This is a genomic window from Rodentibacter caecimuris, from assembly GCF_001019715.1.
GTDB lineage: Bacteria > Pseudomonadota > Gammaproteobacteria > Enterobacterales > Pasteurellaceae > Rodentibacter > Rodentibacter caecimuris.
The window spans coordinates 89,502-106,341 of sequence record NZ_BBXJ01000001.1 but is presented as its reverse complement, the minus strand read 5'-3'; the positions used below and the strand labels follow the sequence as shown (position 1 = coordinate 106,341).

Here is a 16,840-nt window from a genome sequence, read left to right as displayed (position 1 = left end):
GTAAGTTTCGAAAACTATTTTATTTACTCTCTCAACCTCAAAACAGTTGTCAATTTCCCCAAATTGCTATATTTTTAGCAAGTCGTTAAAAATCAAAGATATTTGTATCACCCAATGTTGTAACTCACTATCCAGATAGGAATGCTTATGGCAGTTCAATCCGATTATCGTTATAGCCTTACGGTCAACGGCAACAGCCAATTTGATGTAGTCAGTTTTGTCCTGACCGAACATTTATCCTCACTATTCCGTGCCGAGCTGGCGTTAGCCGGTTTTGATAACGCCCCTGCTTTCGCCGAGATTTTAAACCACCCCGCCACCTTAACCTTCTGGCAGGGGGATGTGGCGGTTCGTCATCTCAACGGTATCGTCACCGGTTTCAAACAACAAGAAAGCGGTTTTTCCCGCACCCGTTATCAGATGGTGATTGAACCCGCCTTATCCCGTGCCAACCTACAAGCGGATTTGCGTATTTTCCAACAGCAAGACAGCCAACAGATTATCGAAACCCTGTTGCGTAAAAATCAGGTGACCCAACATCAGTTTCATTTTTCCGATGCTTATTGGACGCGAGAGTATTGTGTGCAATACCGGGAAACCGATTTAGCCTTTATTGAACGCTTAGCGGCAGAAGAAGGCACGTACTATTATTTTGAACATACCGCCGACCATCATATTTTACATTTCTCCAACAGTAGCGGACTTGCCGAATCCAAAGGGCGGCTATTGTATAACGCTATGCCGGCAGGCGAGCGGCCTGAGGCGGCAGTGTGGCATTGGGCTTATGAAGAAAAGTTAGCGGGGACACAGCAAACCCTACGGGATTATACCTTTACCCACCCGCGCTATCACCAAGAGCACCAAGCCGTTCGCAACACCTCGAATATTTTTGGCGAACACCGTGACGCACAGTATGAGAGTTACGATTATCCGGGGCGTTATAAGCGGGATGCACAGGGCAAGCCGTTCACCCGATACCGCTTGGAATACCTTCAACGTGAGGCTGAGCTTGCCACCGCCAAAAGTGACGATTTACGGATGATACCGGGCTATTGTTTCACTTTGACGGGCCATCGTCGGGCCCACTACAATCGAGATTGGCTGGTTGTGGGGGTCACTCATCGCGGTTGGCAGAGTGGGGTATTGGAAGAAGAGAGTGGCGAGCAAGGTAACCGTTATGAAAACGACATCAAACTGATACCGCAGGGACGCCAATGGCGTCCTACTCCGCAACCCAAACCGCGTGTGGACGGACTTCAGGTGGCGCATGTGGTGGGGCCGGCAGAGGAAGAGATTTACTGTGACGAATGGGGGCGGGTGAAAGTCCAGTTCCCGTGGGACAGACAGGGCAATAATGACGAACACAGCTCTTGTTGGATACGGGTCAGCCAAGGCTGGGCGGGGGCGCAGTTCGGCAGTATAGCGATTCCGCGTATCGGGCATGAGGTATTGGTCGGTTTCTTAGAGGGAGACCCGGACCAACCGATTATTACCGGGCGCACCTATCACGGCACCACCGAGCCGCCTTATCCGCTACCGACCCATAAAACCCGCATGACGATTAAATCCAAAACCCACAAAGGGGAGGGGTTTAACGAATTACGTTTCGACGATGAAAAAGAGCAAGAAGAAATCTTTATTCATGCGCAAAAAAACCAAAACAATGTGGTGAATCATGACGAAACCACCAACGTCGGGCGAAATCGCAGCGAAAAAGTCGGACGCCATGAAAAAATCACCGTCGGGAAAAACCGCTCGCAAACTATCAAGCAAAATGAGTTGCTCACGGTAGGCTTTAACCGGATGACCAACATCGCCATGAACGAGTTACATAATGTGGGGATGATGCGCAGTCTGAATGTGTTGCTGAGCCAAAAAGAAATGGTCGGTCAGGATTTTGACTTAACCGTGGGCAAGGATTACCGCATTGATGTGGGCAATAATACCCATTTCAGCACCGCCCAATTATTGACGATGATAAGCCAAAATATGCACGTCACCGGTAAAGATGAAATTCGCTTGGACAGCAAAGGCGGTCAGATTCATCTGAATGAAAAGGGCATTACCTTAAAAGGCATTGTCACCATTGAAGGCCCGCTGACGGTGAAAGGCGAGGCGATGGCAGGTGGCCGCTCGGTGGAGGGCGAATGTATCGCCTGTAAGCAAGCGGCGGCAGTCGGGCGACCGGTCAACCCGATTTTGGGAATTAAACTGCTGACCAATGAAGTGGATTTTGCCTTACCGGGACTGTTACCCCTCACATGGCGTCGGTCATATTACTCGGATATTCCGGCAGGCGAGATGGGTAACTGGTTAGGGCAAGGTTGGCGGGTGAACGGCAGCCAATGGATAGAAGGGCGGTTACAGTCGGTGGCGTTAGATAACCCGTTGGACACCCCATTGAACGACGGCCAAGAAACGCCGCCGAAATCGACCGCACTTGAATCCTTTTATTACCTTGACGAACAGGGACGGGAAATTCCGTTACCGCGCGAGATTGACGGCACACCGATATTTATTCAAGCCGAACAGATTTGGGTGCACTATATCGGGACGGAGACGATTGAAATTGCCAATACGACAAAATCGGTGCGCATGACATTTCGCTGCTTGCCCCCGCAAACCGCCCGACAGAGGCAAGACGGACAAACGTCCATCCGCTATTTCACCTTACAGACAATTCAAGACAACCACGGCAACCGCCAACAGTTCTTGTACGGACAAGGATTATACGGACAACCGCCTCTGCCTTATGCGGTAACAGACGGCAACGGACGGGTCTTTGCGTTACAGTTTAAGCACATGGACGCGACAACGGCGACAGCCTCTCCGATAGCGGCAATGGCAAGTGCGACTATTCCCCCTGAAACGGGCGACCGCTCACCACTGTGGCGGCTGACCGATATTTACTTATTACCCCAGCCTTTTTCCGCAGTCAATCTCACCCAATTACAGGAAACTTTACAAAAACACACCGCACTTTCTGAGGTATCAGAGGTATCAATCAATTCCCCGCTTGGCAAAAAATTAGTCTCTTACCGCTACAACGCCGAAGGGGATTTAATTGAAGTAAAAGACGGCTTAGGCTATGTGGTGCGCAAATTTGCCTATCGCAATCACCTGATGATTGCCCATGAAGATGCCGCAGGCTTAGTTTCCCGTTATGAATATGACCACTATCGCCCAAGCGGCAAGGTAATACGTAATAGCACCAACCTCGGCGAGCGTTGGGAATTTGCCTATTTCCCAAGCTATACGCAAGTGACCGACGTGTTGGGACGAACGGAAGAATATCATTTTGACGAACATCGAGAACTTATCAAATTCGTCGCGGCAAACGGACAGGCAACCCTGCAAGAGAGAGACAAATTAGGCCGGGTGTTAAGTCAAACCGACCCTTCCGGACAAACCAGTTATTTTGAATATAACCCGCAAGGACAGATGACCAAGCTCACCCGTCCGGATAATGTGATGTTGTATTTTATGTATGACAACGACGGACGGCTCACCGGACAAACCGACGCACTTGGCAATATGACGCGTTACCGTTATGACGAACGCGGCAACCTGGTTGAACGCCTTGATGCGTTAAAGCAAAGCACCGCCTATGCCTACACCGACAAGGGACAGTTAAGTCAAATAACCGACCCGCTGGGCAACCACACACACTTTACCTACGATGGTAACGCTCAATTAGCCCGGCTCACCGACTGTTCGGGCAATCCAACCCGATTTAGCTATAACGAATGGGGCCAGCTCAGTGCACAAACCGATGCACTCGGTCACACCACAAGCTATGATTACAACGACCGTCAACAACTGATTGCGATGATATTACCGAACCAAAGCCGCACCACCTATCGCTACGATAATGCAGGGCGCATGGCTGCGGTCATCGACCCACAAGGCAATAAAACCGCCTACCAATACCGGGCAGACGGCTTACTCTGTATAAAAACCAATGCCCAAGGTCACCGTTTCCAATATCATTACGACCTAGCAGGCAGATTAGTGGGACTGACTAACGAAAACCAGGCTGCCTACCGTTTTGTGTATGACGAATCGGACAGGGTGATTTGGGAAAAAGGCTTTGATGATAAGCTCACGCAATATGAATACGACGAACAAGGGCGACTGACTAACGAAAACCAGGCTGCCTACCGTTTTGTGTATGACGAATCGGACAGGGTGATTTGGGAAAAAGGCTTTGATGATAAGCTCACGCAATATGAATACGACGAACAAGGGCGACTGACCACCCAAAGGGAGTACGGCATTAGTGATACCATCATACCGACAATGCCGAAAAAGCCAAATCAGACCGCTGTCCGTGAAACCGCCTTTCATTATGACCGTCAGGGAAGGCTCACCAAAAAACAAATCAAACAGGGCCAGCAACAGCACACCACTCACTACCGCTATGACGCCAACGGTCGCTTGACGGATATAGACAACGGCGAAAGCCGGCTGACTTATCGTTATGATGCGCTAGGACGTTTACTGGAAGAAACCGGCACCCACCCAATGTTCGACAACCGCCCGAGCAAGATAGGGTATCAATACGACGCCAACGGCAACCGCATCAAAACCGGCTTACCGAGCGGGGATGACATTCATTATTTTTACTACGGTACGGGGCACTTATCGGGCATTAAGCTCAATCACCAACTTATCAGCGAAATTACCCGCGATAAGCGCCATCGGGAAATCGCCCGCACACAAGGGAGAATAACCGGCGAATATCAATATAATCCATTGGGACAATTAACCAAACAACAAGCCGGACTCACGGAGAGTACTGCCATCCGCACCCTAGCGCGAACCTTTAGTTATGACCCAAGCGGAAACTTACAACAAAACGACACCCGCTTGTTTACCGGCGGGCAATTTGAGCACAGCCAAACCACCTATCAATATGACCCGTTAGGACATATTGAACACGCACACACCGAAGGAAACGGCAGCGCACCACATGATGAACGGTTTCGTTTTGACCCGGCACATAATCTGATTGAGCATGACAACCAAATAATCAAAAACAACCGAATCCGCCACTATGGCGGCGTGGGTTTTACTTACGACAGTTTAGGTAATACCCTAGCAACCACCTATGACAAAGACAATCGGGTCAGTTACCGCTACGACTTACACGACCGTCTGATAGGTGCCGAGATTGCCACCCGCTATCGAAAAGAACATTGGGTTTATTATTATGACGCCGTTGGCAGACGGATAGCCAAAGCGAAATTAAACAAACAGGGTGAGCCTGAAATCCACACCCTGTTCGTCTGGGACGGTAGCCACCTAGTGCAGGAAATTCAAAAAGGTAAAAACGCGCAAGAAAACGACCGCACTTTTACCTATATCTACACACACCCGGACAGCTACGAACCGCTGGCGCAATGTATCGGACGGAAAGACGAAAACGACAATCGGATTGAGCACGAGATAAACTACTTCCACTGTGACCAAATCGGCATACCAAGGGAAATGACGGACAGCCAAGGCAAAGTGATTTGGCGAGGACGCTATGATGCTTGGGGCGGCTTACACTATGACCGCCACCTCACGCAACAAAACCAAGGTCACCAACCGTTCCGTTTACAGAATCAATATTTTGATGAAGAAACGGGGTTACATTATAACTTCCTACGTTATTATGAACCGATGACGGGACGGTTTACGACACAAGACCCGATAGGGTTGAAAGGTGGGATGAATCTTTATCAATTTGCGCCCAATGTACAGGCATGGGTTGATCCTTTGGGATTAGCTAGATTCTGTACTAGACCTCTAAATGCTCCTGTTTTAAAAGATTGGTATCCAGATAATCCGGAAAATAGAAATCGAGATAATGGACATCTAAGAATACTTCATGAACAGATCATATATGATGATGGAGATAATATAGGATATGCTAAAGATAAAGGTGTATATAAGGAAACAGATCCTGAACTTCTGTCTCAATATAAATGTGAAGGTAAGCACTATGATGATGAAAAGGTGAGAAAAGCTGTTAATAATGTATTAAATATGAAAGAGGTTGAAATTTATAGGAAAAGTGAAATAAATGAATATGGAAGTTTAGTCTATGGTACTAGAAAAATAAAGAAATATGATGTGAGTAGATACAATGTGGTAAACAATAATTGTCAGCATTTCGTAACAGATGTGGGGAATAACATTGAAAAATAAATTAATTCATCTTTTAAAATCATATAAATGTAATCTCATTTTGGTTGATATTTTTTGTTTGTTGTATGTGGTTATTTTTATAGGATTGTCTTTTTTTACTCCTATTCATTATCAGCGTTTTTTTTCTAAGTTTGTTTTTATACATTTAAATGGATGGGTTATAATTTATATTCCCTTTTTAATTTTTATTTTTCAAGTGTTATTTGTTATAAGATATTTCAAATTAGAAAAATTATTTATAATAATAATTAACTTTCTTTTCATAACTTTAGTAAGTTATATAATTTTTATTTATATGTTGGAAGAATATATTAGGTTATATGGAGAGTAGGATCAGCTACGCACCGGCAAGTCCCTTGGATTTTGGAAGGATTAGCTTATGTAGGAACTGCTTTGACAGGTATTCTTATTGCTGCGGGTATTATGGAGGCGAAGGAAGAGCATGATAAGGCTCAGTCTGCTACACAGGCTAAATCGGAAAACACCTCTAAATGTGATAAGAAGCCGTGTCCGCCTTGTAAACCTTATCCTGTTGGGACGATCGGGTATCAAGGACCTAAGAAGTCAGTACATGGAATGCATGGGACTCGAAATGGAACAGGGGAAATGCATTATATTTTATTTGAGGTTCAGCAAAACCCGCCTCACAAGGACTGTACTTGTCGATGGCAAGAAAGTAAAAAAATTGCAGGGCATCATTATATGTATCAACCTAATATTTTCTTAACAGTTAATTTAAATGGACGAGAAAGACCTCCTTCTTATCCATAATATAATAAGGGTATAAAGATGTATAAAATTGATTATTTTGAAATTTTTAGTGATATTTTATTCATAAAGGATAGATTTTTTGTTATCCCAGAGCTATGTAAGTGGCTAGAATGGGATGATGAAATATTTATAAATCATATTAGAAAGTATGTATCTAGTAATTATCATACTGATTCTTACAATTCCTCATATTTATATCCTACAAGTATGGATTTATTTAACGAATTAAAAAAATATAATTATTTCTCTATATTTTCAGGAATCCCTTCTAACTCAAGGGTACCTTTATATAATGACTTTTATCAAGATGAAATATATAAAGAAGTAGTAGATAATCTTATTTTTCTGGGTTGGAATCCAAGATGTTATATTGGTTCTGCTATAACAGATGGGTATTATCCGATTTTGTTATCAAATAAAAATGCTGAATACCATTTTATCAATGGAGAAAAGCTTACTGTTAATGAGTATGGGCTTATTTCAACTAAAAATGAGTCAGATCAGTTGTGTGAAATAAACAATAATCTTATTGATTATAACGAAGGAGATCTATTTTATTCGACGCAAGTATATGTGGATAAAAATACTTTTGAATATATGAAAAATAAACTTGCATCAGTTAAAAGTATTCCATAATGGAGTATATTTCTCGATGTGTACTGCTAACATTTTGGTAATGTTCATGCTTGTTAGTTCATAAAAATATTCTGAAACCAATCACATGTTCACTTGCATTTGCTGTGAGCCAGACAGCTACGAGCCGCTGGCGCAATGTATCGGACGGAAAGACGAAAACGACAATCGGATTGACCACGAGATAAACTACTTCCACTGCGACCAAATCGGCATGCCAAGGGAGATGACGGACAGCCAAGGCAAACTGATTTGGCGCGGACGCTATGATGCTTGGGGCGGCTTACACTATGACCGCCACTTAGCCCAACAAAATCAAGGCCACCAACCGTTCCGTTTACAGAACCAATACGTTGACCAAGAGACGGGATTGCATTATAACTTCCTGCGTACTATGAACCGATGACGGGACGGTTTATGACACAAGACCCGATTGGGCTTGCGGGAGGAGAGAATTTTTATCGGTTTGCGCCTAATGCACAGGCATGGGTTGATCCATTGGGATTAGCACGTTTTTGTACTAGACGATTACAGGGTTTTCCTTTCTCAACAGATTTAGATAAAAACTTTAGGGGAGGATTAGATCTAGGATTATTTCATGAACAAATCTTTTTTGATGATGGTACAAATATTGGTTATACAACAACAGGAACATTTTCTGAAGAGTCTATGAAAGGGTATAAATGCTCTAGTACTCATTTTGATGATAACGTGATGAAGAAAGCTGTTGAAAATGTAAAATCAAGAAAAATTAAGAAATACAAATTAAGTAAGGAGATGGTTGCAGAAAAAGAAGTATTTCAGTTTGGGAATGAGCAATATAATGGTGCCTTGAATAATTGCCAAGATTTTGCTACAGAGGTAGAAAAGGAGTATTATAAATTGGAGGGGGGTAATGGGTAAGTCATTAATCTTAAAAAAAATTAATATATTCATATTGTCATATGTATGTATTCTATCTTTTGTTTTTATTTTATTTGACTTTGGTATAAATTGGTATTATTTATTATGGATCATTATAGATAATGATGTATTGCTTTTTATATATACCCCTTTTGTTTTTCTTTTACTCCAAATTTTTTTGAAAAAAAATATTTTAATGATGTATCTATATTTTATTTGATAATCAATGCAATTTTTATTTCCCTCTTATCCTATTTGTTTTTCTATGCTATTGCGATGATATTCATATTGTTAGGAATTAAAGGCGGATAATATTATTGAAGTTAATAGTGAAATTTTATACAAAACACAAGAAAATGTCTGTTAGCAATCTTGATTTAGTCCAAATAGATTACTCTATGGATTAAATGACATCTAATTCCGTGATTAAAGGGCGTTACGATACCGAACGTTGGGCATATATTATGACGCCATCGGCAGACGGATAGCCAAAGCAAAACGGAACAAACAGGGCGAACTGGAAATCCACACCGTGTTCGTTTGGGACGGTAGCCACTTAGTGCAAGAAATTCAAAAAGGTAAAAACTCGCAAGAAACCGACCGCACTTTTACCTATATCTATCGTCATCCGAACAGCTACGAGCCGCTGGCGCAATGTATTGACCGCAGGGATGAACAGGGCAACCGAATTGAGCACGAGATAAACTACTTCCACTGCGACCAAATCGGTATACCAAGGGAGATGACGGACAGCCAAGGCAAACTGATTTGGCGCGGACGCTATGATGCTTGGGGCGGCTTACACTATGACCGCCACCTAGCGCAACAAAACCAAGGACACCAACCGTTCCGCTTACAGAATCAATACATTGACCAAGAAACGGGATTACATTATAACTTCCTGCGCTATTATGAGCCGATGACGGGACGGTTTATGACACAAGACCCGATAGGGTTACAGGGAGGGATGAATTTTTATCAGTTTGCTCCTAATGCACAGGCATGGGTTGATCCGTTGGGACTGGCAGTAATATGTACTCGACCATTGTCTCTGTTAACAGATGTTCCAAAATTTGGAGATATTAAGTTTGAGACATTACTTGGGACAAATATGGATCTTGCTATGAATCATACTCATATTTTCTATGGCGACAGCTCTAATTTTGAAAATGTAGATAATATAGGATATGGAAATCATGGAATATTTAAAGAAACAGACCCTAATGTAATAAAAAAATATAAATGCGATACGACCAATATTTACGATGATAATATTATGAGAAAAGCTGTAGCTAATATATCATCAAGAAAAGATGGTCTGTTTTCTAAAGGATTACAGTATGATGACGATAACTATGGGTTATTCATAAATAACTGCCAAGACTTCAAAACTGAATCTGTAAAAGAATACGATAGAATAATTAATAATAAGAGAAAAAACCTAAGAGATATTCTTGTTTAATAAAAAGGAGAGTTTATGTTGAAGAAAATTATATTAATTGATGCTATTTTGGTGGTTGTATTTTTTTTAATAAATTACTTGTTTTTAATATTAAAGATTGATTGTATATCACATATTTATTTTGTTTTTTTATTTCCTTTTGGTAGTGAGGCGGTTTTCCCTTTTTCTATATTTTCTTTAATGGTAATGTTTTTTATTAAGAAATATAGAATTTTTTACGGGATATTAAATTTAATTATTATATATCTGTTGTTTTGGTTAATATTCCTATGTGTTATTAGTATCGGGATTAGCAGGTATGGAATTTAATAAGTTAAAAAACTTCATCTATCTTATATCTTAAGTTTATTCATCAAAAATAGATAAAACACATGTAGAACAACTCACTTATGACAGCAACTGTCGTACCCAAACCCTACACACTAACCGTTCCGCTTACAGAATCAATACATTGACCAAGAAACGGGATTACATTATAACTTCCTGCGTTACTATGAACCGATGACGGGGCGGTTTATCAGCCAAGACCCGATTGGACTTGCGGGAGGGATGAATTTTTATCGGTTTGAGGGAGCGGTGCAGAATCAGTTGGATACATTAGTTCGATCCGCACTATTTTTAGGAAAATGTAGTACTAAAATCTTGGTCAGTATCAAATTTTTGAACGAAAACGAATAAAAAATAGCTAGATTCCTGATAAACCTAGCTATTCATTTTCTGTTTTGAACAGATTTGAAATAAATATGGTGCGACTAGCTGGACTCGAACCAGTGACCCCCACCATGTCAAGGTGGTGCTCTAACCAACTGAGCTATAGTCGCGTTGAATGCGGTGGATAATAAACAGTTTTTTTCATGAAGACAAGTAATTTTCTTTAATGATTATTTCAAATGGTAAAAAAATAACCAGAGTCATAGGGGGGAGATATCGGGAACTCTTTTTTGATTTTGGCTGATTTTCGGCGTATAATGCGCGCCGATTTACATTACTCAAAGATGTTTGGGTAAGTTGGTTTTATTTTTTAAGTTAGCGAAATATTGACGGAGTAGAATGATGTCTAGAAGACTAAGAAGAACAAAGATTGTATGTACTATGGGGCCAGCAACCGACCGCGATAACAATCTTGAGAAAATTATTGCAGCGGGTGCAAATGTAGTGCGTATGAATTTTTCACACGGTACACCTGAAGATCATATTGAGCGTGCTGAACGTGTTCGTTCTATTGCGAAAAAATTAGGTAAGACGGTTGCAATTTTAGGGGATTTACAAGGGCCTAAAATTCGTGTTTCTACTTTTAAAGACGGCAAAATTTTCTTAAATGTTGGTGATAAATTTATTCTTGATGCGGAATTACCAAAAGGCGAAGGTAATCAAGAAGCGGTAGGGCTAGATTATAAAACCCTTCCTCAAGATGTTGTTCCCGGTGACATTCTTTTATTAGATGATGGCCGTGTTCAATTAAAAGTGCTATCGACCGAAGGTGCGAAAGTTTTCACTGAAGTGACTGTTGGTGGGCCGTTATCAAATAATAAAGGGATTAACAAATTAGGTGGCGGTTTATCTGCAGATGCCTTAACTGAAAAAGATAAAGCGGATATTATTACTGCCGCACGTATCGGTGTTGATTTCTTGGCTGTTTCTTTCCCTCGCTCAAGTGCAGATTTAGATTATGCGCGCGAACTTGCTAAACAGGCCGGTTTAAATGCGAAAATCGTTGCTAAAGTTGAGCGTGCCGAAAGTGTGGCGAGTGATGAAGCAATGGATGATATTATTTTGGCTTCTGATGTTATCATGGTTGCGCGTGGTGACTTAGGGGTTGAAATCGGTGATCCTGAATTAGTTGGCGTTCAGAAAAAATTAATTCGTCGTTCACGTCAATTAAACCGTGCAGTGATCACGGCTACACAAATGATGGAGTCCATGATTAGTAACCCTATGCCGACCCGTGCGGAGGTTATGGACGTGGCGAACGCTGTATTGGACGGTACTGATGCAGTAATGCTTTCAGCTGAAACGGCTGCCGGTCAATATCCGTCAGAAACTGTTGCAGCAATGGCGCGTGTTTGTTTAGGTGCGGAAAAAATGCCTAGCATAAATGTGTCTCGCCATCGTATGGACAAAGAGTTTGATGATATTGAAGAAGCCGTTGCGATGTCAGCCATGTATTCTGCAAACCATATGAAAGGTATTGCAGCAATCGTGACTTTAACCCATACCGGTCGTACTGCATTATTAATGTCCCGTATTAGTTCGGGTTTACCGATTTTTGCCTTGTCCCGTAATCAAGAAACCTTAAACCTTTGCGCATTATATCGTGGTGTTACTCCGGTATTCAGCGATGCTGAATCTCGTAGCTCAAATGGCGCACAAACAGCAATCGCGTTATTAAAAGAAAAAGGCTACTTAAGCTCGGGCGATTTAGTGTTACTCACTCAAGGTGATGAGTTAATGAAGCATACTAACGTATGCCGTACTTTAATTGTTGAGTAATAAACGGGGTGAGATAAAAAGAGCGGTGGGTTTTCCTACCGTTTTTTATTTTCTCTTGGGAATAAAATCGCCTCGAAAATTGACCGCACTTTTTTCTTAAACCTCCTCTCTATTTGCGGTATCATAAACGCCAATTCTTTTTGTATTTCAAATTATCTATGGCCTCGAAACCGCAAATTACCTCATCAGATAAACAAACTGCACAAGTTAGCATTCCTCCTCATTCCCTTGAAGCCGAACAAGCCGTATTGGGTGGTATTATGTTGAGCAATCAACATTGGGACGGCATTGCCGAGCGTGTAATTGCCGATGATTTTTACACCTTTGCACACCGCGCAATTTTTCAAGCAATGGAAGATCTCATACGAAACCAATCGCCCATTGATTTGATTACACTTGATCAGGCACTAAAAAATAAAGGAATCAGTGAAGAGGTCGGGGGCTTTGCGTATCTTGCCGAGCTGTCGAATAATACGCCAAATGCCATCAATATTTTAGCCTATGCGGATATTGTTCGAGAAAAAGCGATTTTGCGCGAATTAATTTCCGTGGGAAATCGTATTGCGGAAAAAAGCTATTCCCCCAAAGGGCAAGACATCAAATTGATTTTGGATGAAGCGGAACGGGAAGTTTTTGCCATTGCTGAAAAGCGGAGTTCTTCTAATGAAGGGCCGCAAAATGTAATTAGTGTGTTACAGAATACGATTGAACGCATTGATACCTTGAGTAAAGTAAAAAATCATTCCGGTGTAACCGGAGTAACAACAGGTTTTACGGATCTCGATCGAAAAACGGCGGGTCTTCAGCCTTCCGATTTGATTATTGTCGCCGCACGTCCTTCCATGGGGAAAACGACCTTTGCGATGAATTTATGTGAAAATGCCGCCATGGCAAGTGATAAGCCTGTATTGGTATTTAGTTTAGAGATGCCGGCGGAACAAATTATGATGCGTATGATTGCTTCCCTTGCCCGAGTGGATCAAACGAAAATTCGTACCGGTCAAGGTTTGGATGAAATTGAGTGGAATAAAATCAGTAGTGTATTCGGTATGTTTAAGCAGAAGAACAACCTTTATATTGATGATTCTTCCGCCTTAACACCAACGGAAGTGCGCTCTCGTGCACGCCGTGTATATCGTGAAAATGGCGGGCTCAGCCTCATTATGGTGGATTATTTGCAGCTTATGCGCGCACCGGCATTTTCCGATAACCGTACTTTAGAAATTGCGGAAATTTCGCGCTCGTTAAAAGCGCTGGCGAAGGAATTGGAGGTACCGGTCATTGCCCTTTCTCAGTTAAACCGAACCTTAGAGCAACGGGCGGACAAGCGTCCGGTAAACTCGGATTTACGTGAATCGGGCTCCATAGAACAGGATGCCGACTTAATTATGTTTATCTATCGTGATGAAGTTTATAACGATAATTCTGAGGATAAGGGCGTAGCGGAAATTATCATCGGAAAACAAAGGAATGGTCCGATTGGTCGAGTACGTTTGAAGTTTAACGGACAATTTTCACGTTTCGATAATCTAGCAGAACAACGTGAATATCATGATGACTATTAAGGAAAAATAATGAACGTAAAACCGGCAACCGCAAAAATTAGTTCGCGGGCCTTAAAACACAATTTAGCAGTGATTAAACAAAAAGCACCCAATAGTAAGATTATTGCAGTGGTGAAAGCCAATGCTTATGGGCATGGTGTGGTATTTGTGGCATCGACCTTAGAGAAGGATGTTGATTGTTTTGGGGTAGCGCGTTTGGAAGAAGCACTTGCATTACGTTCAAACGGTATCACAAAACCTATTTTGTTATTGGAAGGTTTTTTTGATGAAAAAGATTTGCCGGTTCTTGCGGTAAATAATATTGAAACGATTGTTCACAATCATGAGCAACTTGAGGCATTAAAACGAGCAATTCTGCCAAGCCCAATTAAAGTGTGGCTTAAAATTGACACCGGAATGCACCGTTTAGGGGTTGCGCTTGATGAGGTAGATTGGTTTTATCATGAACTTAAAAAACTCCCTCAAATTCAACCGCACTTAGGTTTTGTCAGTCATTTTAGCCGGGCTGATGAGTTGGAATCCGATTATACACAACGTCAAATTAATCGCTTTTTATCGGTAACTCAAGATAAATCGGGAGAACGCAGTATTGCCGCCTCAGGGGGAGTTTTATTTTGGCAAGCCTCCCATCTGGATTGGATTCGTCCCGGGATTATTATGTATGGTATTTCACCAACGGATACCGTGGGCGCAGAATTTAATTTAACTCCCGTAATGAATTTAACTTCCTCCCTTATTGCCGTACGCACCCACAAAAAAGGTGAACCGGTCGGTTATGGCGGGATTTGGACAAGCCCGAACGATACCAAAATTGGGGTTGTCGCTATCGGTTACGGCGATGGTTATCCGCGCGATGTTCCGGAAGGTACTCCCGTGTATTTAAATGGGCGTATCGTGCCGATTGTCGGTCGTGTGTCTATGGATATGCTCACCGTAGATTTAGGTTGGGATAGCCAAGATCAGGTTGGTGATGAAGTGATTTTATGGGGTAAACAATTACCTATTGAAACCGTCGCCCAATTTACCGGTATATTGAGCTATGAATTGATTACAAAATTAACGCCACGCGTTATAACCGAGTATGTAGACTAGTTTTTAATTAATAGAAGGAAATAACGATGAAAAATATTAATCCGACGACGACTAATGCTTGGAAAGCATTAGACATTCACCAAACCGAGTTGGCAAATATCACTATCCAAGATTTATTCCGACAAGAAAAAGATCGCTTTAAAGATTATTCATTAAACTTTCAGGATCAAATCTTGGTGGATTTTTCAAAAAATAACATTAATCAACAAACCCTTTCTCTTCTTCGACAATTGGCTCAAGAATGTTCACTAGACAGTGCAAAAGAGGCCATGTTTAGTGGTGAAAAAATTAACCGTACCGAAAATCGTGCCGTATTACATACCGCACTTCGCAATCGGGCTAACACACCGGTGATGGTGGATGGCAAAGATGTCATGCCGGAAGTGAATGCGGTTTTGGCAAAAATGAAGGATTTTTGTCAGCGTGTGATTTCCGGGGAATGGAAAGGTTATACCGGTAAAGCAATTACCGATGTGGTAAATATCGGGATTGGCGGCTCGGATTTAGGCCCTTATATGGTAACTGAAGCATTACGCCCTTATAAAAATCATCTCACAATGCACTTTGTTTCTAATGTGGACGGCACACATATTGCAGAGACGCTGAAAAAAGTCAATCCGCAAACCACGCTTTTCTTGGTTGCGTCTAAAACTTTCACGACGCAAGAAACGATGACAAATGCTGAAAGCGCACGTGATTGGTTATTGGCTTCGGCACAAGATAAAAGTGCGGTGGCAAAACATTTTGCGGCACTTTCTACCAATGGCAACGCGGTAGCCGAGTTTGGGATTGATACCAATAATATGTTTGAGTTTTGGGATTGGGTCGGTGGACGTTATTCTTTATGGTCTGCCATTGGGTTATCCATTGCGCTTTCCATTGGTTTTGACAACTTCGAGCAATTGTTAAGCGGGGCGCATGAAATGGATAAACATTTCCGCACTGCACCAATCGAACAGAATATTCCAACCACGTTAGCGCTTGTCGGATTGTGGAACACTAATTTTTTAGGCGCACAAACGGAAGCAATTTTACCTTACGATCAATATTTACACCGTTTTGCCGCCTACTTCCAACAAGGAAATATGGAGTCAAACGGTAAATATGTGGATAGAAACGGTAACACCATTAGCCATTATCAAACCGGCCCAATCATCTGGGGCGAGCCGGGTACAAACGGTCAGCACGCCTTTTATCAATTAATTCATCAAGGCACAACCTTAATTCCTTGTGATTTTATTGCACCGGCACAAAGTCATAATCCATTGGCGGATCATCATAACAAATTACTTTCTAACTTCTTTGCCCAAACGGAAGCCTTAGCATTTGGTAAAACAAAAGAAGAAGTAGAAGCGGAGTTTGTGAAAGCGGGTAAATCCTTAGATGAGGTAAAAGAGATTGTTCCGTTTAAAGTGTTTAGCGGTAACAAGCCGACCAATTCTATCTTGGTGCAAAAAATTATGCCGTTCACTTTAGGGGCGTTGATCGCCATGTATGAGCACAAAATCTTTGTTCAAGGCGTGATTTTTAATATTTTCAGTTTTGACCAATGGGGCGTGGAATTGGGTAAACAACTGGCTAACCGTATCCTACCGGAATTAGCGGGCAGCGAAAATGTGTCAAGCCACGACAGCTCAACAAACGGATTGATTAATCAATTTAAAGCGTGGCGATAAAATAAATTAGAGTGAAAAGTGCAGTCGATTTTGACCGCACTTTTTATGAAAGA

10 protein-coding genes, 1 tRNA gene and 1 pseudogene are annotated in these 16,840 nt (G+C 42.0%); 11 read left to right on the top strand and 1 reads right to left on the bottom strand.

Annotated features, from left to right (window positions below; translation table 11 throughout):
• Positions 1–147: 147 nt before the first annotated feature.
• The 7 genes and pseudogenes from tssI to PNEUHYL_RS00485 form a co-directional block, all read left to right on the top strand.
• A complete protein-coding gene (gene tssI / locus PNEUHYL_RS00525) occupies positions 148–6,195 on the top strand; it encodes a type VI secretion system tip protein TssI/VgrG (protein ID WP_078061245.1) in 6,048 nt (2,015 codons plus the stop codon).
• 393 nt (positions 6,196–6,588) lie between these two features.
• Positions 6,589–6,966 carry a hypothetical protein gene (locus tag PNEUHYL_RS00515; RefSeq protein WP_059365320.1) on the top strand — a complete coding sequence of 126 codons (378 nt, stop codon included), beginning with the start codon at positions 6,589–6,591 and terminating at the stop codon, positions 6,964–6,966.
• An 18-nt stretch (positions 6,967–6,984) separates the two neighbouring features.
• Positions 6,985–7,602 carry a hypothetical protein gene (locus PNEUHYL_RS00510; RefSeq protein WP_059365319.1) on the top strand — a complete coding sequence of 206 codons (618 nt, stop codon included), beginning with the start codon at positions 6,985–6,987 and terminating at the stop codon, positions 7,600–7,602.
• Between the two features lie 85 nt (positions 7,603–7,687).
• On the top strand, positions 7,688–8,005 hold the full coding sequence (locus PNEUHYL_RS13635) for an RHS repeat domain-containing protein (RefSeq protein ID WP_255204409.1): 318 nt from the start codon (positions 7,688–7,690) through the stop codon (positions 8,003–8,005).
• An 11-nt stretch (positions 8,006–8,016) separates the two neighbouring features.
• On the top strand, positions 8,017–8,502 hold the full coding sequence (locus tag PNEUHYL_RS13630) for a hypothetical protein (RefSeq protein ID WP_239690320.1): 486 nt from the start codon (positions 8,017–8,019) through the stop codon (positions 8,500–8,502).
• Between the two features lie 451 nt (positions 8,503–8,953).
• Positions 8,954–9,964, top strand: a complete 1,011-nt coding sequence (locus PNEUHYL_RS00495; protein ID WP_059365317.1) for an RHS repeat domain-containing protein — start codon at positions 8,954–8,956, stop codon at positions 9,962–9,964.
• A gap of 441 nt (positions 9,965–10,405) precedes the next feature.
• Positions 10,406–10,642, top strand: a pseudogene (locus PNEUHYL_RS00485) (RHS repeat-associated core domain-containing protein); the annotation flags it as partial.
• Positions 10,643–10,708: 66 nt separating this feature from the next.
• On the opposite strand, the gene PNEUHYL_RS00480 reads toward PNEUHYL_RS00485, so the two are convergent.
• Positions 10,709–10,785 (bottom strand) — tRNA-Val (locus tag PNEUHYL_RS00480).
• Positions 10,786–11,017: 232 nt separating this feature from the next.
• Here PNEUHYL_RS00480 and pyk point away from each other — a divergent pair.
• From pyk to pgi, 4 genes are all read left to right on the top strand, one after another.
• A complete protein-coding gene (gene pyk / locus PNEUHYL_RS00475; protein ID WP_059365315.1) occupies positions 11,018–12,454 on the top strand; it encodes a pyruvate kinase in 1,437 nt (478 codons plus the stop codon).
• 158 nt (positions 12,455–12,612) lie between these two features.
• Positions 12,613–14,019, top strand: coding sequence for a replicative DNA helicase (locus tag PNEUHYL_RS00470; RefSeq protein ID WP_059365314.1), 1,407 nt, complete (start codon positions 12,613–12,615; stop codon positions 14,017–14,019).
• A 9-nt stretch (positions 14,020–14,028) separates the two neighbouring features.
• Entirely contained in the window at positions 14,029–15,111 is a 1,083-nt protein-coding gene (alr, locus tag PNEUHYL_RS00465; RefSeq protein WP_059365313.1) for an alanine racemase, read from the top strand.
• 26 nt (positions 15,112–15,137) lie between these two features.
• Positions 15,138–16,787, top strand: coding sequence for a glucose-6-phosphate isomerase (gene pgi, locus PNEUHYL_RS00460; RefSeq protein WP_059365312.1), 1,650 nt, complete (start codon positions 15,138–15,140; stop codon positions 16,785–16,787).
• Positions 16,788–16,840 lie beyond the last annotated feature (53 nt).

Coding starts and splice junctions, on each gene's coding strand:
- tssI (WP_078061245.1), top strand. CDS start 148: ATGGCAGTTCAATCCGATTATCGTTATAGCCTTACGGTCAACGGCAAC.
- PNEUHYL_RS00510 (WP_059365319.1), top strand. CDS start 6,985: ATGTATAAAATTGATTATTTTGAAATTTTTAGTGATATTTTATTCATA.
- PNEUHYL_RS13635 (WP_255204409.1), top strand. CDS start 7,688: ATGTTCACTTGCATTTGCTGTGAGCCAGACAGCTACGAGCCGCTGGCG.
- PNEUHYL_RS13630 (WP_239690320.1), top strand. CDS start 8,017: ATGACACAAGACCCGATTGGGCTTGCGGGAGGAGAGAATTTTTATCGG.
- pyk (WP_059365315.1), top strand. CDS start 11,018: ATGTCTAGAAGACTAAGAAGAACAAAGATTGTATGTACTATGGGGCCA.
- PNEUHYL_RS00470 (WP_059365314.1), top strand. CDS start 12,613: ATGGCCTCGAAACCGCAAATTACCTCATCAGATAAACAAACTGCACAA.
- alr (WP_059365313.1), top strand. CDS start 14,029: ATGAACGTAAAACCGGCAACCGCAAAAATTAGTTCGCGGGCCTTAAAA.
- pgi (WP_059365312.1), top strand. CDS start 15,138: ATGAAAAATATTAATCCGACGACGACTAATGCTTGGAAAGCATTAGAC.